At 74.1% G+C, this 16,600-nt stretch carries 19 protein-coding genes; 8 read left to right on the forward strand and 11 right to left on the reverse strand.

All coding sequences use genetic code 11. The annotated features are described in order from the left end of the window. The first annotated feature begins 13 nt into the window (after positions 1-13). From ACZ4Z4_RS17625 to ACZ4Z4_RS17650, 6 genes are all read left to right on the forward strand, one after another. Positions 14-652, forward strand: coding sequence for a TetR/AcrR family transcriptional regulator (locus ACZ4Z4_RS17625; protein WP_468327788.1), 639 nt, complete (start codon positions 14-16; stop codon positions 650-652). 31 nt (positions 653-683) lie between these two features. Further along, entirely contained in the window at positions 684-1,679 is a 996-nt protein-coding gene (locus ACZ4Z4_RS17630; RefSeq protein WP_468327790.1) for a DEDDh family exonuclease, read from the forward strand. Between the two features lie 86 nt (positions 1,680-1,765). After that, the gene (locus tag ACZ4Z4_RS17635) at positions 1,766-1,999 is read left to right on the forward strand and encodes a hypothetical protein (RefSeq protein ID WP_079043687.1); all 234 of its coding nucleotides are present in this window, start codon (positions 1,766-1,768) and stop codon (positions 1,997-1,999) included. 100 nt (positions 2,000-2,099) lie between these two features. Then, positions 2,100-2,888 carry an SURF1 family cytochrome oxidase biogenesis protein gene (locus ACZ4Z4_RS17640; RefSeq protein ID WP_468327792.1) on the forward strand — a complete coding sequence of 263 codons (789 nt, stop codon included), beginning with the start codon at positions 2,100-2,102 and terminating at the stop codon, positions 2,886-2,888. Positions 2,889-2,958: 70 nt separating this feature from the next. Further along, complete coding sequence (locus tag ACZ4Z4_RS17645) at positions 2,959-4,752, forward strand: glycoside hydrolase family 15 protein (RefSeq protein ID WP_468327794.1); 1,794 nt, start codon at positions 2,959-2,961, stop codon at positions 4,750-4,752. 5 nt (positions 4,753-4,757) lie between these two features. Continuing rightward, positions 4,758-5,513 carry an SDR family oxidoreductase gene (locus ACZ4Z4_RS17650; protein ID WP_398307713.1) on the forward strand — a complete coding sequence of 252 codons (756 nt, stop codon included), beginning with the start codon at positions 4,758-4,760 and terminating at the stop codon, positions 5,511-5,513. Positions 5,514-5,524: 11 nt separating this feature from the next. Here ACZ4Z4_RS17650 and amaP read toward each other — a convergent pair whose 3' ends face one another. The 5 genes from amaP to ACZ4Z4_RS17675 all read right to left on the reverse strand — a co-directional run bounded on the left by amaP (position 5,525) and on the right by ACZ4Z4_RS17675 (position 7,873). After that, positions 5,525-6,112 carry an alkaline shock response membrane anchor protein AmaP gene (gene amaP / locus ACZ4Z4_RS17655; RefSeq protein WP_468327796.1) on the reverse strand — a complete coding sequence of 196 codons (588 nt, stop codon included), beginning with the start codon at positions 6,110-6,112 and terminating at the stop codon, positions 5,525-5,527. Further along, positions 6,109-6,771 (reverse strand): DUF6286 domain-containing protein, encoded by a 663-nt coding sequence (locus ACZ4Z4_RS17660; RefSeq protein WP_468327798.1) that lies wholly within the window; start codon positions 6,769-6,771, stop codon positions 6,109-6,111. The genes amaP and ACZ4Z4_RS17660 overlap by 4 nt, the downstream gene beginning before the upstream one ends. Continuing rightward, positions 6,768-7,112 carry an Asp23/Gls24 family envelope stress response protein gene (locus ACZ4Z4_RS17665; RefSeq protein WP_468327800.1) on the reverse strand — a complete coding sequence of 115 codons (345 nt, stop codon included), beginning with the start codon at positions 7,110-7,112 and terminating at the stop codon, positions 6,768-6,770. The genes ACZ4Z4_RS17660 and ACZ4Z4_RS17665 overlap by 4 nt, the downstream gene beginning before the upstream one ends. 3 nt (positions 7,113-7,115) lie before the next feature. Further along, positions 7,116-7,301 (reverse strand): hypothetical protein, encoded by a 186-nt coding sequence (locus ACZ4Z4_RS17670; RefSeq protein ID WP_362996993.1) that lies wholly within the window; start codon positions 7,299-7,301, stop codon positions 7,116-7,118. An 86-nt stretch (positions 7,302-7,387) separates the two neighbouring features. Further along, positions 7,388-7,873, reverse strand: a complete 486-nt coding sequence (locus ACZ4Z4_RS17675; RefSeq protein ID WP_468327802.1) for an Asp23/Gls24 family envelope stress response protein — start codon at positions 7,871-7,873, stop codon at positions 7,388-7,390. A gap of 106 nt (positions 7,874-7,979) precedes the next feature. Here ACZ4Z4_RS17675 and ACZ4Z4_RS17680 point away from each other — a divergent pair, with 106 nt between their 5' ends. Beyond that, positions 7,980-8,738, forward strand: a complete 759-nt coding sequence (locus ACZ4Z4_RS17680) for a nucleopolyhedrovirus P10 family protein (RefSeq protein ID WP_468327804.1) — start codon at positions 7,980-7,982, stop codon at positions 8,736-8,738. Positions 8,739-8,755: 17 nt separating this feature from the next. Here ACZ4Z4_RS17680 and ACZ4Z4_RS17685 read toward each other — a convergent pair whose 3' ends face one another. From ACZ4Z4_RS17685 to ACZ4Z4_RS17700, 4 genes are all read right to left on the reverse strand, one after another. Continuing rightward, on the reverse strand, positions 8,756-9,559 hold the full coding sequence (locus ACZ4Z4_RS17685) for an enoyl-CoA hydratase/isomerase family protein (RefSeq protein ID WP_468327806.1): 804 nt from the start codon (positions 9,557-9,559) through the stop codon (positions 8,756-8,758). A 134-nt stretch (positions 9,560-9,693) separates the two neighbouring features. Then, entirely contained in the window at positions 9,694-9,915 is a 222-nt protein-coding gene (locus tag ACZ4Z4_RS17690) for a helix-turn-helix domain-containing protein (protein ID WP_055550175.1), read from the reverse strand. A 335-nt stretch (positions 9,916-10,250) separates the two neighbouring features. Next, positions 10,251-11,849 (reverse strand): ABC-F family ATP-binding cassette domain-containing protein, encoded by a 1,599-nt coding sequence (locus tag ACZ4Z4_RS17695; RefSeq protein ID WP_468327808.1) that lies wholly within the window; start codon positions 11,847-11,849, stop codon positions 10,251-10,253. Between the two features lie 121 nt (positions 11,850-11,970). After that, a complete protein-coding gene (locus ACZ4Z4_RS17700) occupies positions 11,971-12,774 on the reverse strand; it encodes a PQQ-binding-like beta-propeller repeat protein (RefSeq protein ID WP_468327810.1) in 804 nt (267 codons plus the stop codon). A gap of 227 nt (positions 12,775-13,001) precedes the next feature. Between ACZ4Z4_RS17700 and ypfJ the strand changes: the two genes are divergently transcribed. Then, complete coding sequence (gene ypfJ, locus ACZ4Z4_RS17705) at positions 13,002-13,892, forward strand: KPN_02809 family neutral zinc metallopeptidase (RefSeq protein ID WP_468327812.1); 891 nt, start codon at positions 13,002-13,004, stop codon at positions 13,890-13,892. A gap of 19 nt (positions 13,893-13,911) precedes the next feature. Here the strand turns inward: ypfJ and ACZ4Z4_RS17710 are convergent, their stop codons facing one another. Together ACZ4Z4_RS17710 and ACZ4Z4_RS17715 are read right to left on the reverse strand one after the other, a co-directional pair. Then, positions 13,912-15,378 (reverse strand): hypothetical protein, encoded by a 1,467-nt coding sequence (locus ACZ4Z4_RS17710; RefSeq protein ID WP_468327814.1) that lies wholly within the window; start codon positions 15,376-15,378, stop codon positions 13,912-13,914. A 55-nt stretch (positions 15,379-15,433) separates the two neighbouring features. Then, positions 15,434-16,570 (reverse strand): alpha/beta hydrolase family protein, encoded by a 1,137-nt coding sequence (locus tag ACZ4Z4_RS17715; protein ID WP_468327816.1) that lies wholly within the window; start codon positions 16,568-16,570, stop codon positions 15,434-15,436. Between the last annotated feature and the right edge of the window lie 30 nt (positions 16,571-16,600).

Genomic DNA, 16,600 nt, shown 5'->3' on the forward strand with positions numbered 1-16,600 from the left:
TACAACAGGACCCGTGAAGGGTAAAGAGACGTCCCGTGCGCAGCTTGACCGGGAGCAGGTTCTCGACACGGCCGCGCGCCTCGTCAAGCGGCAGGGCCCGCGGGCCCTGACGATGCGCGCGCTCGCCGCCGAGCTCGGCACCGCCGTCACCTCGATCTACTGGCACGTCGGCAACCGCGAGTCGCTCCTGGCCGCCCTCGTCGAGCGCACCCTCGCCGACCTCGGCGAGATCCGCGCCACCGGCCGCACCCCCGCGCAGCGCGTCGCCTCCGTGGCCCGCGCCTTGCGCCACCAGCTCCTCGACCACCCGCACCTCGTCGCGATGGTCCACGAACGCGGCCTGACGGAACGGATGTTCCTGCCCGCCCAGCGGACCCTCGTCCACGAGATCCACCAAGCGGGGTTGCGCGGCGTCCGCGCCGCCGAGGCCGTGCGCGCCGTCCAGGTCCACGTCGTCGGCCACGTCCTGGTCGAGCGCTACCGCGAACGCGCCCCCGAGCAGCACCCCGGCGAGGACGAGCTGTGGACGGCGCAGGCGGCCGAGCAGGACGGCGCGCTCGCCCGCGCGCTGGCCGGACCCGTCGACGCGGAGGCGCTCTTCGCCACCTCCGTCAAGGCTCTGGTGGCCGGGCTTCTCGGACCGGCACCCTGACTGTCAGTCGCGGCCCGTATCCTCATGGACCATGCTCGAAGACCGCACGACCGCAGCGTCCGCAGTGCCCTGGCCGCCCGCGTATCCCAAGGGGTACGCGGTCGTCGACGTGGAGACCACCGGCCTGGCCCGCGACGACCGCATAGTGTCGGCCGCCGTCTACCGCGTGGACGCGCGGGGCGAGATCGAGGACCACTGGTACACGCTGGTCAACCCCCAGCGCGATCCGGGCCCGGTCTGGATCCACGGGCTCACCAGCGAGATGCTCGCGGACGCGCCGCTCTTCAAGGACATCGCCGAGGAGTTCGCGGGGCGCCTGGACGGCCGCGTCCTCGTCGCGCACAACGCGGTCTTCGACTGGTCGATGATCGCCCGGGAGTACGCGCGTGCGCAGCGCCAGGCCCCCGTGCGCCAACGCCTGTGCACCATCGCCCTCTCCAAGGAGCTGGCGCTCCCGCTGCCCAACCACAAGCTGGAGTCCCTGGCCGCGCACTTCGGCGTCGAGCAGCGCCACGCGCACAACGCGCTCGACGACGCCCGCGTGCTCGCCGAGGCGTTCCGCCCGAGCCTGCACGCGGCGGCGGGCGGCAATGTCCGCCTGCCCCTGCTTGAGTGCCGTCCGCTGACCGAGTGGTCCGACGGCGCGCCGCGCGTCGTCCGCCAGTCGACGGGACCCGCGCCCTCCTCCTCGTACCGGCCGGGCAGTTGGCGCCCTTCGCGCAAGCGCCCGCCGTGCCCGTATCCGAACCCGGGGCGTTACGAACCGGGCAAACCACTCAAGCAGGGCATGCGGGTGGCGTTTTCGGGAGACACCTCCGTGGAGCGGGAACTCCTGGAGGACCGGGCGGTCGAGGCCGGACTGCACATCGCGACGAGTGTGTCCCGTCTCACGAGCCTCCTCGTCACGAACGACCCGGACTCCGGCACCTCCAAGACCGTCAAGGCCCGCTCGTTCGGCACGCCCGTGATCGACGAGGCGGCGTTCGGACAGCTCCTCCAGGACGTGACGCCCGCCACCGAATCGTGACCGCGCGGGCGTCAGTCGGGTGATTGCGGGCGACTCGCCCGCCGACCGCTCGCCCCGCACCGCCGCGGCGACCCACCCTGTGGCGCATGGCACGTTGCGAGGTCTGCGGAAACGACTACGGCATGTCCTTCGAAGTGCACGCGCAGGGCGCGGTGCACGTCTTCGACTGCTTCTCCTGCGCCATCCACCGCATGGCGCCCATCTGCGAGCACTGCCGGTGCCGCATCATCGGCCAGGGCGTCGAGGTGGAGGGGCACTGGTACTGCGGCGCCCACTGCTCGCGCGCGGAGGGGCGGGTGGGCATCATCGACAAGGTCTGACCAGGCCCGCATCGACAAGGTCCGACCCACCCCGCCTCCGGGCGGGCACCGACCCCACCCCCGGGCAGGCACCCCACGGACCTAGAGGTACGGTCGTGGGGTGTACCGCTTCCTCCTGACCCGGCAGTGGGTGATCCTCACCCTCATCGCCCTCGTCCTCATCCCCGTGATGGTCGAGCTGGGTTTCTGGCAGCTGCACCGCCACCAGAACCGCGTCGCGCAGAACCAGCGGGTCTCCGACGCGCTGGCCGCCGCCCCGGTCCCGGCGGAGAAGCTCACCTCACCCGGCCACGAGGTGCCCAAGAAGGACCTGTACCGCCGGGTGAGCGCCAAGGGGACGTACGACCCGGCGCACGAGGTGGTCGTGCGGCGCCGCACCAACTCCGACGACGAGGTCGGCTTCCACGTCCTGACGCCCTTCGTCCTCGCGGACGGCAAGGTCCTGCTCGTCAACCGCGGCTGGATCCCGGCCGACGGCCCGCAGACCGCCTTCCCCAAGATCCCGGCCCCGCCGAAGGGCGAGATCACCATCACCGGCCGCCTCAAGGCCGACGAAACGTCCGCGGCCAGCGGCATCAAGAACGTCCGCGGCCTGCCGGACCGTCAGATCATGCTGATCAGCAGCGGCCAGCAGGCCGACAGCCTCGGCAAGCAGGTCCTCGGCGGTTACGTCGAGCAGACCTCGCCCGAGCCGGACGACGGCTCCCCCGAACTGATCGGCGAGCCCGACCACAGCAGCATCGGCGCGCACATGGCGTACGCGGTCCAGTGGTGGCTGTTCGCCTCCGGCGTCCCCGTCGGCTGGGTGGTCCTGGTCCGCAGGGAGCGCCGCGACCGCGCGGCGGCCGCGGCGGCACCCGCGCCCGAGGCGACACCGGCGAACGCCTGAGCCCGAGTCCCGCACATCCGCGCGGCACCGGGTCAGATTGACGGGGCCTCATCCCGGGAAGCCGTTCTGCGTGCATCACCCCATCGAGGACTACGCGCTCATCGGCGACCTCCAGACCGCCGCCCTCGTCGGCAGGGACGGCTCTCTGGACTGGCTCTGCCTGCCCCGGTTCGACTCGGCCGCCTGCTTCGCCGCGCTGCTCGGCGACGAGGAGAACGGCCACTGGCGCATCGCGCCGGCGGACGCGGGCCCCTGCACCCGGCGCGCCTACCGGCCGGGCACCCTCGTGCTCGACTCGGAGTGGGAGACCGAGGACGGTGCCGTCCGCGTCACCGACTTCATGCCGCAGCGCGACCGCGCGCCCGATGTCGTCCGCATCGTCGAAGGCCTGACGGGCAGCGTGACGGTCCGCAGTACGCTCCGCCTCCGTTTCGACTACGGCTCGGTCGTGCCGTGGATGCGCAGGACCGACGGGCTCCGCGTGGCCGTCGCGGGCCCCGACGCGGTGTGGCTGCGCAGCGAGCCCGAGGTGCGCACCTGGGGCGAGGGGTTCAGCACGCACTCCGAGTTCACGGTGGAGGCGGGCGAGAAGGTGGCCTTCGTCCTCACCTGGCACCCCTCGCACGAGCCGCGCCCCACCCTCGTCGAGCCCTATGAGGCGCTGCGCGACAGCCTCGCCGACTGGCGGGAGTGGACCGCCCGCTGCCGCTACGACGGGCCGCACCGCGACGCGGTCGTACGCTCCCTCATCACCCTCAAGGCCCTCACCTACGCCCCGACCGGCGGCATCGTGGCCGCCCCCACCACCTCCCTGCCCGAGGAGATCGGCGGCGTACGCAACTGGGACTACCGCTACTCCTGGCTGCGCGACTCCACCCTCACCCTCGGCGCCCTGGTCGCGGCCGGCTATCTGGAGGAGGCCGAGGCGTGGCGCGACTGGCTGCTGCGCGCGGTCGCCGGCAACACCGCCGACCTCCAGATCATGTACGGGATATGCGGTGAGCGGCGGCTTCCCGAGTACGAGGTGCCGTGGCTCGGCGGGTACGAGGACTCGGCCCCGGTGCGCATCGGCAACGACGCCGTGAACCAGTTGCAGCTCGACGTGTACGGCGAGGTCATCGACTCCCTCACGATGGCCCGCGCGAAGGGCCTGGCCCCTCGTCCGCACGCCTGGAACCTCCAGCGGTGCATGCTGGAGTTCCTGGAGGAGAAGTGGCGCGAGCCGGACGAGGGCCTGTGGGAGGTCCGCGGTCCGCGCCGGCACTTCGTGCACTCGAAGGTGATGGCGTGGGTCGCCGCCGACCGGACCGTGCGGGCGCTGGAGGAGGATCCCGGCCTGGCCGACAACCTCGGGGACGTCGAGCGCTGGCGCAAGATGCGCGACGAGGTGCACCGGGAGGTGTGCGAGCGCGGGTACGACGCCGAGCGCAACACGTTCACGCAGTTCTACGGCTCCGCCGAGCTGGACGCGTCCCTCCTGCTCATCCCCCGCGTGGGGTTCCTGCCGCCGGACGATCCGCGCGTCGTCGGCACGGTGGACGCGATCCACCGGGAGCTGGGCCGCGACGGGTTCGTTCGGCGGTACAGCGCGGACGAGCGGCGCATCGACGGGCTGCCGGGCGGCGAGGCCACCTTCCTCGCCTGCTCGTTCTGGCTCGCCGACGCGCTGCACATGACGGGCCGCACCGAGGAGGCACGCGCCCTGTTCGACCGCCTGCTCGCGCTCCGCAACGACGTGGGGCTCCTCGCGGAGGAGTACGACCCCGCGTCGCGCCGGCAGCTGGGCAACTTCCCGCAGGCATTCAGCCACATCGGCCTGGTCAATACGGCCCTCGCGCTCCACGGGGCGGACGCGGGAGGATAGGGGCCATGGATCTTGGACTGAAGGACCGTGTCTACGTAGTCACCGGCGCCACCCGTGGCCTCGGCAACGCCACCGCGCGGGAACTGGTCGCGGACGGCGCGAAGGTCGTCGTCACCGGCCGCGACGAGAAGACCGTCGCCGAGGCGGCCGCCGAGCTCGGCCCGAACGCGGTGGGCGTGGCCGCCGACAACGCCGACCCCGCCGCCGCGGACACCCTGATCGCCGCGGCCCGTGAGCACTTCGGCGGCTTCGACGGCGTGCTGATCAGCGTCGGCGGCCCCGCCCCCGGCTTCGTCGCGGACAACACCGACGAGCAGTGGCAGGCGGCGTTCGAGTCGGTCTTCCTCGGCGCCGTGCGGCTCGCCCGCGCGGCGGCCGCGCGGCTCGGCGAGGGCGGCGTCATCGGCTTCGTGCTCTCCGGGTCGGTGTACGAGCCGATCGCGGGCCTGACGATCTCGAACGGCCTGCGGCCCGGACTCGCCGGCTTCGCCAAGTCCCTCGCGGACGAGCTCGGCCCGCGAGGCATCCGCGTCGTCGGCGTCCTCCCCGGCCGGATCGGCACCGACCGCATGCGCCAGCTCGACGGCCTCTCCCCCGACCCGGCGGCCACCCGCGCCGCGAACGAGTCGGCCATCCCCCTGCGGCGCTACGGCACCCCCCAGGAGTTCGGCCGCACAGCCGCCTTCCTGCTCTCCCCCGCCGCGTCCTACCTGACGGGGATCATGGTCCCGGTGGACGGCGGTGCCCGGGCGGGCTTCTGACCCGGCGCCCGTCAGCTCACGCGTTCCGCTTGGTGCTTGCGGGCCCGCAGGCGCACCGTCGTGGGCAGGCTCCGCAGGCCCGCCGACTCCCGGGCGTGGGCCAGGGGCCGGGCGGCGAGCTCGTGGAGGACGTCGGACGGGGCGGCGTGCGGGGCGAGGACCGCGTCCACGCGGGCCCGGGGCGCGCCGCGTCGGCCGGTCAGGACGGCGTGGGCGCGCTCGACGCCGTCCAGCGTCTCCGCCTCGGCGGCCAGCACGCTCTCCACGGCCCGGCCGCGCAGCAGCGCGCCCTCGCCGTCCCCGGTCTCCACCAGGACCTCCGCGAGGCGGCGCCTGCGCAGCTGCGCGGAGAGCCACCACAGGGAGAGCAGCAGCAGGACGGCGAGGGCGGCGATGACCACGGGCCAGAACCATCCCTCGTCCCGCCAGCGCGTCCGGTCGGCGGCGCTGACCAGCACATCGTGCCGGCCGTCGTGGATCCACCACGACGGGGGCGACACGCCGAGTCCGACGGCGAGCACGGAGCCGCCGAGGACGAGCAGCACGAGCCCGGCGAGGGCGAGGAGTACGCGGTTGACCGTGCGCAGCATCGCGCTCACGCCTTTCTGCCGGGCCGGGCCACCCGGACGTCGAGGCCGGGGGTGCGCGCGAGGCCCAGCTCGCGGATGCCGTCGGCCATCGTGTCGTCCAGGTCGCCGCGTACGTCGTCGAGTTCGCGGAAGTGCGAGACCGCGCGCACGTCCACCTTGGAGCGCTTCACGCGGACCCGCACGGACTGCACGCCGGGTACGTCCATGGCGCGGTCGCGCAGCACCGTGGCGGCGGCGCCGCGGTACAGGCCCGCACGCGCGTCCGGGTGGGTGCGCCGCATCGGCAGGAGGCCGCGCTGCCCGGGGGTCACGGCGAGCACGAGGAGCCAGATCCCGACGAGGGCGGCCAGGGCGGCCCCGGCGAGCACGGCGGTGTCGTCGAGGGGCCGCCGGCCGAGCTCGTGGGCCAGGTCGCGGCGCCAGCACATCGCGGGGTGGTCGGCCCGGACGGCGACGACGTCGTAGAGGAGCAGCCCGGTGCCGCCGACGACCAGCAGGGCGAGGAGGGCCGCGGGCACCCGTCGGCGCGACCAGAAGCGGGGGGCCTTCTCGTCGCCGGAGAGCGTGGGCGGCGGCTGGTGGGCGTTCGCGGAGGCCGCCCGGTCCGGTTCGTCCTCCTGTTCGAGGACGGGCAGCGGTCGGGTGCCGTCCGCGTGCGGTTCGCTCATCGGATCCTCCCCTGTGCCGCCGCGCGGACCTGCGCCGAGTGCAGCCGCTCCACCTGGACGGCCACCTCGGGCACCTCCATCCCCGCCAACTCCCTCACCCGCTCGGCGACTTGGCGACGCACCGCGCCGCACTGCCCGCCGATGTCGCAGGGGTAGTCCAGCTCGACGCTGACGCGGATCCGGGCGGACTCGTGGCGGACGGAGACCGTGGCGCGTGGCGGCGGGCCGTCGGGCGGGACCGCGTCCACCGCCTCACGTGCCGCCCGTGCGGCGATCTTCGCGACGACGCGGTCGGCGATCCGGGTCGCGCCGCGCTCGCCGGGTGCGACCTGCGCCGCCACCGCTCACCGCCCCCGGTCGCCGCGGCCGCGGAAGAGGTCGCCGGGCTCCAGGTCCCCCTCCAGGAACCGCCCGGCCACGAAACCGATGGCGCCCAGGGCGGCCACCAGGAGGAACGCCCCGAATCCGCCGAAGTACCCGGCGAAGCCCAGAGCCATTCCGGCCACCATGCCGATCACGGCCATGCTCATCGTGCGCTCCTTCTGAATGCCTGTGGATCGCTTGGATGCCTTTGGATCGCTCGCTTGGATGCCTGCGGATCGCCCGGCGGGACGTGCTACTGAAGGCGTCCCTGCGGCTCTTCGTCGTCCTCGTCCGGCAGCTTCACATCGCTCACCGCGATGTTGACCTCGACGACCTCGAGCCCGGTCATGCGCTCGACGGCCGCGATCACGTTCTCCCGCACGTCCTGCGCGACGTCCGCGATCGGTACGCCGTACTCGACGACGATCTCCAGGTCGAGCGCGGTCTGCACCTCGCCGACCTCGGCCTTCACGCCGCGCGACACGGACTTCGAGCCGCCGGGGACCCGGTCGCGCACGGCGCCGAAGGTCCGCGCGAGGCCGCCGCCCATCGCGTGCACGCCCTCCACGTCGCGCGCGGCGAGCCCGGCGATCTTCTCGACGACGCCGTCCGCGATGGTGGTGCGGCCCCGGCCGCCGGGGTCACCGCCGCCCCGTCCTGGCGCGGACTTCGCCGCGCTCTCCTTCGGGGAGTCCTTGTGCAGCGTCTGAGACGCGTTCCGCTGTCCGGTGTCGCTCATCGTCCCGTTCCTTTCGAAAGGGGAGCTGATCCGTGGAGTGCTGCTTCTCCGCTCACATTAAGCGCGGCCCCGCGCCCGCGCGCCCGGGATGCGGCAGGGTGGAGCCATGACGGGCGAGGGTTGGACGCAGGCGGTACGGCGGCAGCTGCGGCTCGGCCGGGTACTGCCGCTGGGCGGTGCGGCGGACGGCGCGTGGGTGACGGAATCCGCGGCGCAGGGCGCGTTGCGCCAGATGGCTGACGGGGTTGCCGGGGCGCGGCTCGGCACGGTCCGCATCGCGCCCGCGCGTCCGGAGAGAACGCGGAGGGTGTACGTCGCGGCCGTACCGGCACCGCCGAGCGCGCTGCCGCCGGGGCCGCTGCGGATCACCGCGGACTTCGCCGCCGCCGTCGGCGATTCCCTGCCCGCGGTGGCGGACCGGCTGCGCGCCGCGCTGGCCGGAGCGGCGGCGGACCGGCTCGGTCTGGTGGTGGAAGAGGTGGATCTGCGGGTGACGGCCCTGCTCGACGCGGGCGCGGACCCCGGGGGCGTACACCCGGAAGAAGACCCGCGGCCGGGGGCCGGCGCCACCGCCGCCGATGACGCCGCCACCGCCGACGACACGGACGAGGCGCGCGCCGGGCGGGCGGCCCTGGCGGTGCCCGGGGTGGCCCGGCTGACCGGCGTACTCGGGGCGCTCGGCGGGGCCGTGCACCTGGAGCAGCGCCCCGCGACGGACACGCTGCCGCGCCGCCACGCGCGTGTGGAGATCGCGACGGACCGCGGCCACCGCGCCCTGGACGTGGCGCTCGCGGTCCGCGCGGCGGTCGGCGCCGCCCTGCCCGACCACCCTTCGGTGGCCGTGCTGGTGACCGACGTGGGGTAGGTGGCGTGCGGGGCGCGTCAGTCGCCGAGGCCCGCGAGGTCGCGCAGTCGGCGGCCCTGCGCGGCGCGCTCGGCGACGCGCTGCTCCTCGTAGGAGCGGCCGGTCGCGCCCTGGAGCAGCGCCTTGGTCTCGATGACGGCGTCGCGCGGCGCGGCGACGAGCGCGGCGGCCAGGTCCTTGGCGGCGGCGTCGAGCTGGTCGGCGGGTACGACGAGGTTGGCGAGGCCGACCCGCTCGGCCTCGTCGGCGTGGACGAAGCGGCCGGTGGCGCAGATCTCCAGTGCGCGGGCGTAGCCGACGAGCCCGACCAGCGGGTGTGTGCCGGTGAGGTCGGGGACGAGGCCCAGGCTGGTCTCGCGCATGGCGAACTGCACGTCGTCCGCCGCGATCCGCAGGTCGCAGGCGAGCGCGAGCTGGAAGCCGGCGCCGATGGCGTGGCCCTGGACGGCGGCGATGGAGACGATGTCGCTCCGCCGCCACCAAGTGAAGGCCTCTTGGTACTCGCTGATCGTGGCGTCGAGGACGCCGTCCTCACCGCGTGCGAGATCGATGAAGGACGGCTCGCCGTCGAAGCCCTCGGGCGTGAACGCCTGCCGGTCGAGGCCCGCGGAGAAGGACTTGCCCTCGCCGCGCAGCACCACGACGCGGACACTGCCGGGCAGCAGCTGACCTGCCTCGGTCAACGCCCTCCACAGCGCGGGAGATTGGGCGTTGCGCTTGGCCGGATTGGTCAGCGTCACCGTGGCGACGGCCTCGTCGATGGTGAGGCGTACGCCGTCCTTGTCGAGAACCGGTGCGAGCTCGCTGTCGGACGAAGCCATGGGTGCCTCCGAGTGGGTGCGGTCGGGCCGGACGCGCTGGAGCGCCCGTAAGTGACTGCACAGTAACCACCCGGTCGATCAGCCGACCGACCGGGTGGCCACCACTGGACCACCGGTACTGAGTGTCGCCGCCGTCAGCCGGCGGCGGCCTTCTTGCCTCGCGTCGCCCCGCCGCGTCCCCGCAGCGTGACACCCGATTCGCTGAGCATGCGGTGCACGAACCCGTACGAGCGGCCGGTCTCCTCGGCCAACGCCCGGATGCTCGCACCGCCGTCGTACTTCTTCTTCAGGTCTGCCGCGAGCTTGTCGCGCGCGGCGCCGGTCACCCGGCTGCCCTTCTTCAGAGTCTCGGCCACCCGTGCCTCCTCATGGGAAGTGCGCTCTGGACTTCTCATGATCACCCCTTCCGGGCTTCCTGGCCACCCATTCGACAAGGTCCGTACGTCGATGTTTGCCGCTCAGACGGCATCCATCACGAGCGGAGTCGCATATTCCGCACACCGGATTCCGCGCGATCGACGAGCGAACGCGGCGAACGGCCAGGTCAGCGCCGTGCCGGGCGACGGGTCGGGCCTCATCGCAGATCGGCGGCGAAATCCGTGTATGCCACACCTCGGTACGAGGACAGCTCACACAGATGAGGGATCACGGCTCGGCCGAATGATCCATACGCAGTGGATCACCGGTTCGATCAAGCGAGGGCGACGAGGTCCGCGTAGTCCTGACCCCACAGGTCCTCGACGCCGTCCGGCAGCAGGATGATGCGCTCCGGCTGGAGGGCCTCCACCGCGCCCTCGTCGTGCGTGACGAGGACGACCGCGCCCTTGTAGGTGCGCAGTGCGCCGAGGATCTCCGCGCGGCTCGCCGGGTCGAGGTTGTTGGTGGGCTCGTCGAGGAGGAGGACGTTGGCCGAGGAGACGACCAGGGTCGCGAGGGCGAGCCGGGTCTTCTCACCACCGGAGAGCACACCGGCGGGCTTGTCGACGTCGTCTCCGGAGAAGAGGAACGAGCCGAGTGTCTTGCGGACCTCGACCAGGTCGAGGTCGGGGGCGGCCGAGCGCATGTTCTCCAGGACCGTGCGGTCCGGGTCGAGGGTCTCGTGCTCCTGCGCGTAGTAGCCGAGCTTGAGGCCGTGGCCCTCGATGACCTGGCCGGTGTCGGGCTTCTCGGCGCCGCCGAGGAGCCGCAGCAGGGTGGTCTTGCCCGCGCCGTTGAGTCCGAGGATGACGACGCGCGAGCCCTTGTCGATGGCGAGGTCGACGTCGGTGAAGATCTCCAGCGAGCCGTACGACTTCGACAGGCCCTCGGCCATGAGCGGCGTCTTGCCGCACGGCGCGGGCTCGGGGAAGCGGAGCTTGGCGACCTTGTCGCTCTGGCGCACCTCGTCGAGGCCCGCGAGGAGCTTGTCGGCGCGGCGCGCCATGTTCTGCGCGGCGACGGTCTTGGTGGCCTTCGCGCGCATCTTGTCGGCCTGCGAGTGCAGGGCGGCGGCCTTCTTCTCGGCGTTCTGCCGCTCGCGCTTGCGGCGCTTCTCGTCGGACTCGCGCTGCTGCTGGTAGAGCTTCCAGCCCATGTTGTAGACGTCGATCGCGGAGCGGTTGGCGTCCAGGTAGAAGACCTTGTTGACGACCGTCTCGACGAGCTCGACGTCGTGGGAGATCACGATGAAGCCGCCGCGGTACGTCTTCAGGTAGTCGCGCAGCCAGACGATCGAGTCGGCGTCGAGGTGGTTGGTCGGCTCGTCGAGGAGGAGCGTGTCGGCGTCCGAGAAGAGGATGCGGGCCAGCTCGATGCGGCGGCGCTGACCGCCGGAGAGCGTGTGCAGGGGCTGGCCGAGCACGCGGTCCGGGAGGTTGAGCGCGGCGGCGATGGTGGCGGCCTCGGCCTCGGCGGCGTACCCGCCCTTGGTGAGGAACTCCGTCTCCTGGCGCTCGTACTGCTTCATGGCCTTGTCGCGCGTGGCGCCCTGGCCGTTCGCGATGCGCTGTTCGTTCTCGCGCATCTTGCGGATCAGTACGTCGAGGCCGCGGGCGGAGAGGATCCGGTCGCGGGCCAGCACGTCGAGGTCGCCGGTGCGGGGGTCCTGCGGGAGATAGCCGACCTCTCCGGAGCGGGTGATCGTGCCGCCCGCGGGGACGCCCTCACCCGCCAGGCACTTGGTGAGGGTGGTCTTGCCCGCGCCGTTGCGGCCGACGAGGCCGACACGGTCGCCCTTCGCGATACGGAAGGAGGCGTTCTCGATGAGGATGCGGGCGCCGGCGCGCAGCTCGATGCCGGAAGCGGTGATCACGGGGGTACTCCTGAACAGAGTGGACGGCGAGTGGGACGACTGAGGTGCTCGGGACCGGTGTCTATGCCGTCCAACTGAGGAGAGGAGCTGCCATGGCAGCAAGTCTAACGGGCCGTCGCAACTAGTTTTCCGGGCCGCTGCCGCCGCCGGGGCCCGGCTCGGAGTCCCCGTTGCCCAGCGGGGTGCGGCCGGGAGCGATCCTTCCGTAGTCGTCCACGGCCACGACCTGGGCGGTCCACGGGGCGGCCGGGCCCGCGCAGGGCTGGGCGATCAGGAGTGCTTCGCCGCGGCGCACGGAGCGCGCCGGTTCGAAGGCGCAGCCGGGGCGGGCGGGCAGCACCCAGCGCAGGTCGCCGTCCGCGGTGCGGTAGGCGGCGATGCGGTGCGGGGTGACGACGGCCAGCATGCGGGCGCCGGGGGTGAGCGGCCGCAGGACGCCGGCGCCGCCGCGGGCGCCCGGGGTGCGCAGCCAGTCGGCGGCGCCGGGGATGGCGCGGTGCCAGCGCACGGAGCCGCCGTCGGCGCGTGCGGTGTCGGTGACGAAACCGTCGTTCCAGAGCGTGAAGGCGTGTCCGGGTGCGGGCAGGAGCGTGACGGGGCGGCGTCCCGCGCGCGTGTACGTCCAGCGGGGGGTGCCGCTCTCCGTGTCGTACGCCTCGACGGCCGGGCCCCGCGTGCGCAGTGCGGGTTCGTCGGCGGGGGCGGGTGCGGTGTCGTCCACGCGCGCGTGGACGGTGAGGTGGTCTCCGTAGGGGACGGGCCGCGAGTGGTGGGCGGCGGTGATGAGCGGCAGGGCGAGCAGCGCGAGGGCCATGGGCAGGGCGATGCGGGTGCCGCGGCGGTCCGGGGCGGGGGACGGCTCGTGCGGGGTGGGGGACGGCTCGTGCGGGGGCTCTGAGGTCCCGGCGCGCGGCAGAGCGGACATGTCGCCCCCTTCGGTACCACTGCCCACGGATCAGGCGCAGAGCGTAGCCGCGGGAGGTCGGGGCAGCCGTCGTAGGGCGGGGCGACACGGCGCGGGAAGCGGGCCGTGTCCCTCGTTCGGCCCTCCGTCCGACGCCGGGCGGGGGCGGGCATATCAGGATGAAGTGGCCGGTGGTCCGGCGCGGGGCGGCGTATGCCGTTCCGGATGCGCGGCAGAGGGGTGCGCCCATGCAGTTCGACGACGACGCCAACCTGGACACCTCGGAGGTGCGGGATGTGCGCGGCAGTCGGATCCCCGGCGGCCGGGCGACGGTGGGCGGCGGCGTCGCCGGGCTCATCGCCCTGCTCCTGGGGCTCTTCTTCGGCGTGGGCCCCGACCAGCTGGGGCTCTCCTCGGGCGACGAGGAGCCGGAGGCGTCGTCGTCCTCCCTCGCGCAGGTGCAGCAGAGCTGCCGCACGGGGCGGGACGCGAACAGCAAGGAGGACTGCCACATCGTGGCGGTGGTCAACAGCCTCCAGGACTACTGGCGCCCGGAGTTCCAGCGCCGGCGGGCCTCCTACTCCCCCGCTCAGACCGTGCTGTTCACCAGCCGCGTGGGCACCGCCTGCGGCGCCGCGTCGTCCGCGGTCGGCCCGTTCTACTGCCCCGGCGACCGGAAGGTCTATCTGGACCTGGGCTTCTTCGACGAACTGCGCACCAAGTTCGGCTCCACCGGCGGGCCCTTCGCGCAGGCGTACGTCGTGGCCCACGAGTACGGGCACCACGTGCAGAACCTGACGGGGGTCCTGCGGCGTTCCCAGGACGGGCGGACGGGCCGCGACAGCAACGCCGTGAAGGTCGAGCTTCAGGCCGACTGCTACGCCGGGGTCTGGGCGCGGCACGCGACGCGCAGCCCCGACGACCGCACGGGCAGGCCGCTGATCACCAGCCTCGACGACAACGACATCCGCGACGGCCTGGACGCGGCGGCCGCGGTGGGCGACGACCGGATCCAGGAGAAGTTCCAGGGCCGGGTCACCCCGGAGTCCTGGACGCACGGCTCGGCCGAGCAGCGCCAGCAGTGGTTCTACGAGGGCTACCGCACCGGCGACATGGGCCGGTGCGACACCTTCCGCTGAGCCGCCGGTACGCCGCCGCTCACTCGCCGCCGGTGTGGACCTGGAAGGCCGCCCGGCGCACGGCCTTGGCGAGCGCCGGGTCGGGGTGGGCGGCGGCGAGGGCGACCAGGACCTGCACGGTGCGGGGGTGCCCGACGCGGCGCACCTCGTCGAGGAGTGCGGGCACGGTGGGCTGGACCGCCGACTCCAGGTGGCGGACGAGGAGATCGGCCTCCCCGTGGTCGGCGACGGCCGCCGCGGTGTCGACCCAGAGCCAGGTGGACTCCTCGCGGGTCAGCACGAGGTGGACGTCCTCGGGGTCGGCGCCCTCCTGCTCGGCGAGCCAGAGCAGGGCGTAGGGCCGCAGGGGGGTCTCGTCGACGACGGCCCTGACCTCCGCCTCGGCCGGGGCGCCGACGACGCGGAGCGCCTCGAAGGCGAGGCCGCGCAGCAGGGCGTCCTCGCCGCGGGCGGCGGTGAGGAGGTCGGTGACGGCGCTGCCGACGGTGCGGGCGGCCAGCCAGGCGCGGTACTCGGCGCGGGCCGCGTTGGGGCGGAGCCGGGCGCAGCCGCGCAGCATGTCCTCGGCGGACTGCTCGATGTGTCCGGCCGGGCTCTGCGCGGCGACGCAGATCTGCTCCAGCTTGACCCAGACGGCCCAGCTGCCGAGGGGGGTGAGCGTGGCCTGTCCGTCGGCGTAGGTGAGGGCGCCGACGGCGGCGAGGCCGTGCAGCGCCCAGTCGAGGAGGGCCGGCAGCGGGGCGTCGTCCCGGGGGCGTTCGGCCGGGGCGGCGGCGTCGGGCCGCGGCTGGGACTCGTAGGGGATCTCGCAGCGCTCGGTGCGCAGTTCGGTGACGCGCTGGTCCAAGAGGTCGAGCAGTTGCGGCACGGGGACGGGGCCCGCGGACAGCTGGAGGAAGGAGAGGACCTGCGGCATGGCCTCGACGGTCTCGGCGACGGCCGCGGGGGCGAGGTCGTCCGGCGCCGGGTGCGCCAGCGACCAGGCGTCGAAGAGGGCGACCCAGCCGCGCAGCACGGCGGTGTCGTCGCGGTCCCAGGCCCGCAGGCGCCAGCCGGGGCGCGCGCTGTCACCGTGCACCTCGATGAGGCCGGCGAGGCGGGCGGTGTCCCAGTCGGCTCGGACCTGACCGGGGGTCAGCCCCAGTTCGGCGGCGGCCCGTTCGGCGGTGGCGTCGGAGAGCGTGCCCTTGCCGTCGGGGGTCGCGCCGGTGCGGCCGGGCCCCGGGCGCAGGGCGGCGTCGGCCCAGCGGGCGACCCGGGCGGCGGCGGCGAGGCAGGCGCGGGCGCCGCGCGCCAGCTCCGCGGGGGCGGGTGTGCCCTCGGGGGGCCGGGGCGCGGGGCGGCGCGTGCGGCGGTTGCTCATCGCGCCGGGCGCGGCGGAGAGGGGTCGTGTCGCGTCGCGCCGGGCCTCTCCTCGCTCTTCGGCCCTCGGGCGGGGCGCGCGGACAAGTCGGAGCCTGGAGTCGCGCGGGGTACGGGACGTCACGGGGGCAGTCTTCCTGTTGACGGTCCGAAAACCCAAACGGAATGACGGCGCAGCGTCACAGCAGGGGGGTGAGGAAGCGGCGCAGCGCCTCTTCGTAGCCCGCGGGGTCGGCGTTCCACATGGCGCCGTGCGGGGCGTCCTGCACCGGGTGCAACGTGACCAGGTCCGGGCGCTGTTCGGCCAGCCGGCGGGAGAGGGCCCAGGGTGCGACGGCGTCGTCGGGGCCGTGCACGAGGAGGGTCGGCACCCGCAGGGCGCCGGGGTCCGCCGCGGCCGGCAGCCGGTCGCCGCGCAGGCCGGTGCGGCCTTGGGCGGCGCGGACCGCAAGCGGAAGGAGGGGTCCGGGGGTGCGCCGGGCGCCGGCGAGGGCGCGCAGGGTGGTCTCCCAGTTCAGCACCGGGGAGTCGAGGACGAGGCCGCCGACGCGGTCGCGGAGCGCCGAGTGCGCGGCGGCGTGCAGGCACATGGCGGCGCCGGTGGACCAGCCGTGCAGGACGACGCGCTCGGCGCCGTGGCGCACGGCGTGGCGGATGGCGGCGTCCAGGTCGCGCCACTCCGTCTCGCCGAGGTGGCCGAGGCCGTCCGGGGAGCGGGGCGCGCCGGGGTCGCCGCGGTAGGCGAGGTCGAGGACCGGGACCCGCAGGCGGTGGAGGAAGTCCATGACGACCATGGGGTGTTCGCGGGTGGTGCCGAGGCCGTGGACGGTGATGACCCAGGTGGCCCGGGCGCCGGGCACGAACCAGGCGGGCAGGGCGCCGAGCTCGCCGGCGATGGCGACGTCCGCGTGGTCGAGACCGAGGGCCGTGCGCGGGTCCCCGATGTGGACCTGCGGGGTGAGCCAGACGCGGTCGCCCGGTTCCAGGGAGCCGCGGGTGACGGCTTCGAGGCGGCGTACGACCGTGTCCGCCTCGTGCGGGGCGGACTCCAGGACGGGGCCGACGACCGCGTGGGTGCCGGGGCCGCTCAGGCCGTACGTGCCGGGGCGGCGGCTGGCGAGGGCGCGCGTGAGGCTGATCTGTCCCGCGGCCGTGGCGTGCACGGTGAGGCGGGGTTCGGTCGGCAGGCGGCGGCCGGGTGGCGTCTTGAGGGCGGCGTCGCTGGCGAAACGGCCCGCCGCGATGGCGGCCGCGGCCGTCCCCAGGGCGGCTGTTGCTGCGGTGACGGCCGCTGCCGTCGCTTTGGCTGGGCGCACCGTCCCAGTGTCCGGGGCCGAGGGCTCCGG

It is taken from the genome of Streptomyces sp. NPDC030245, assembly GCF_055572995.1.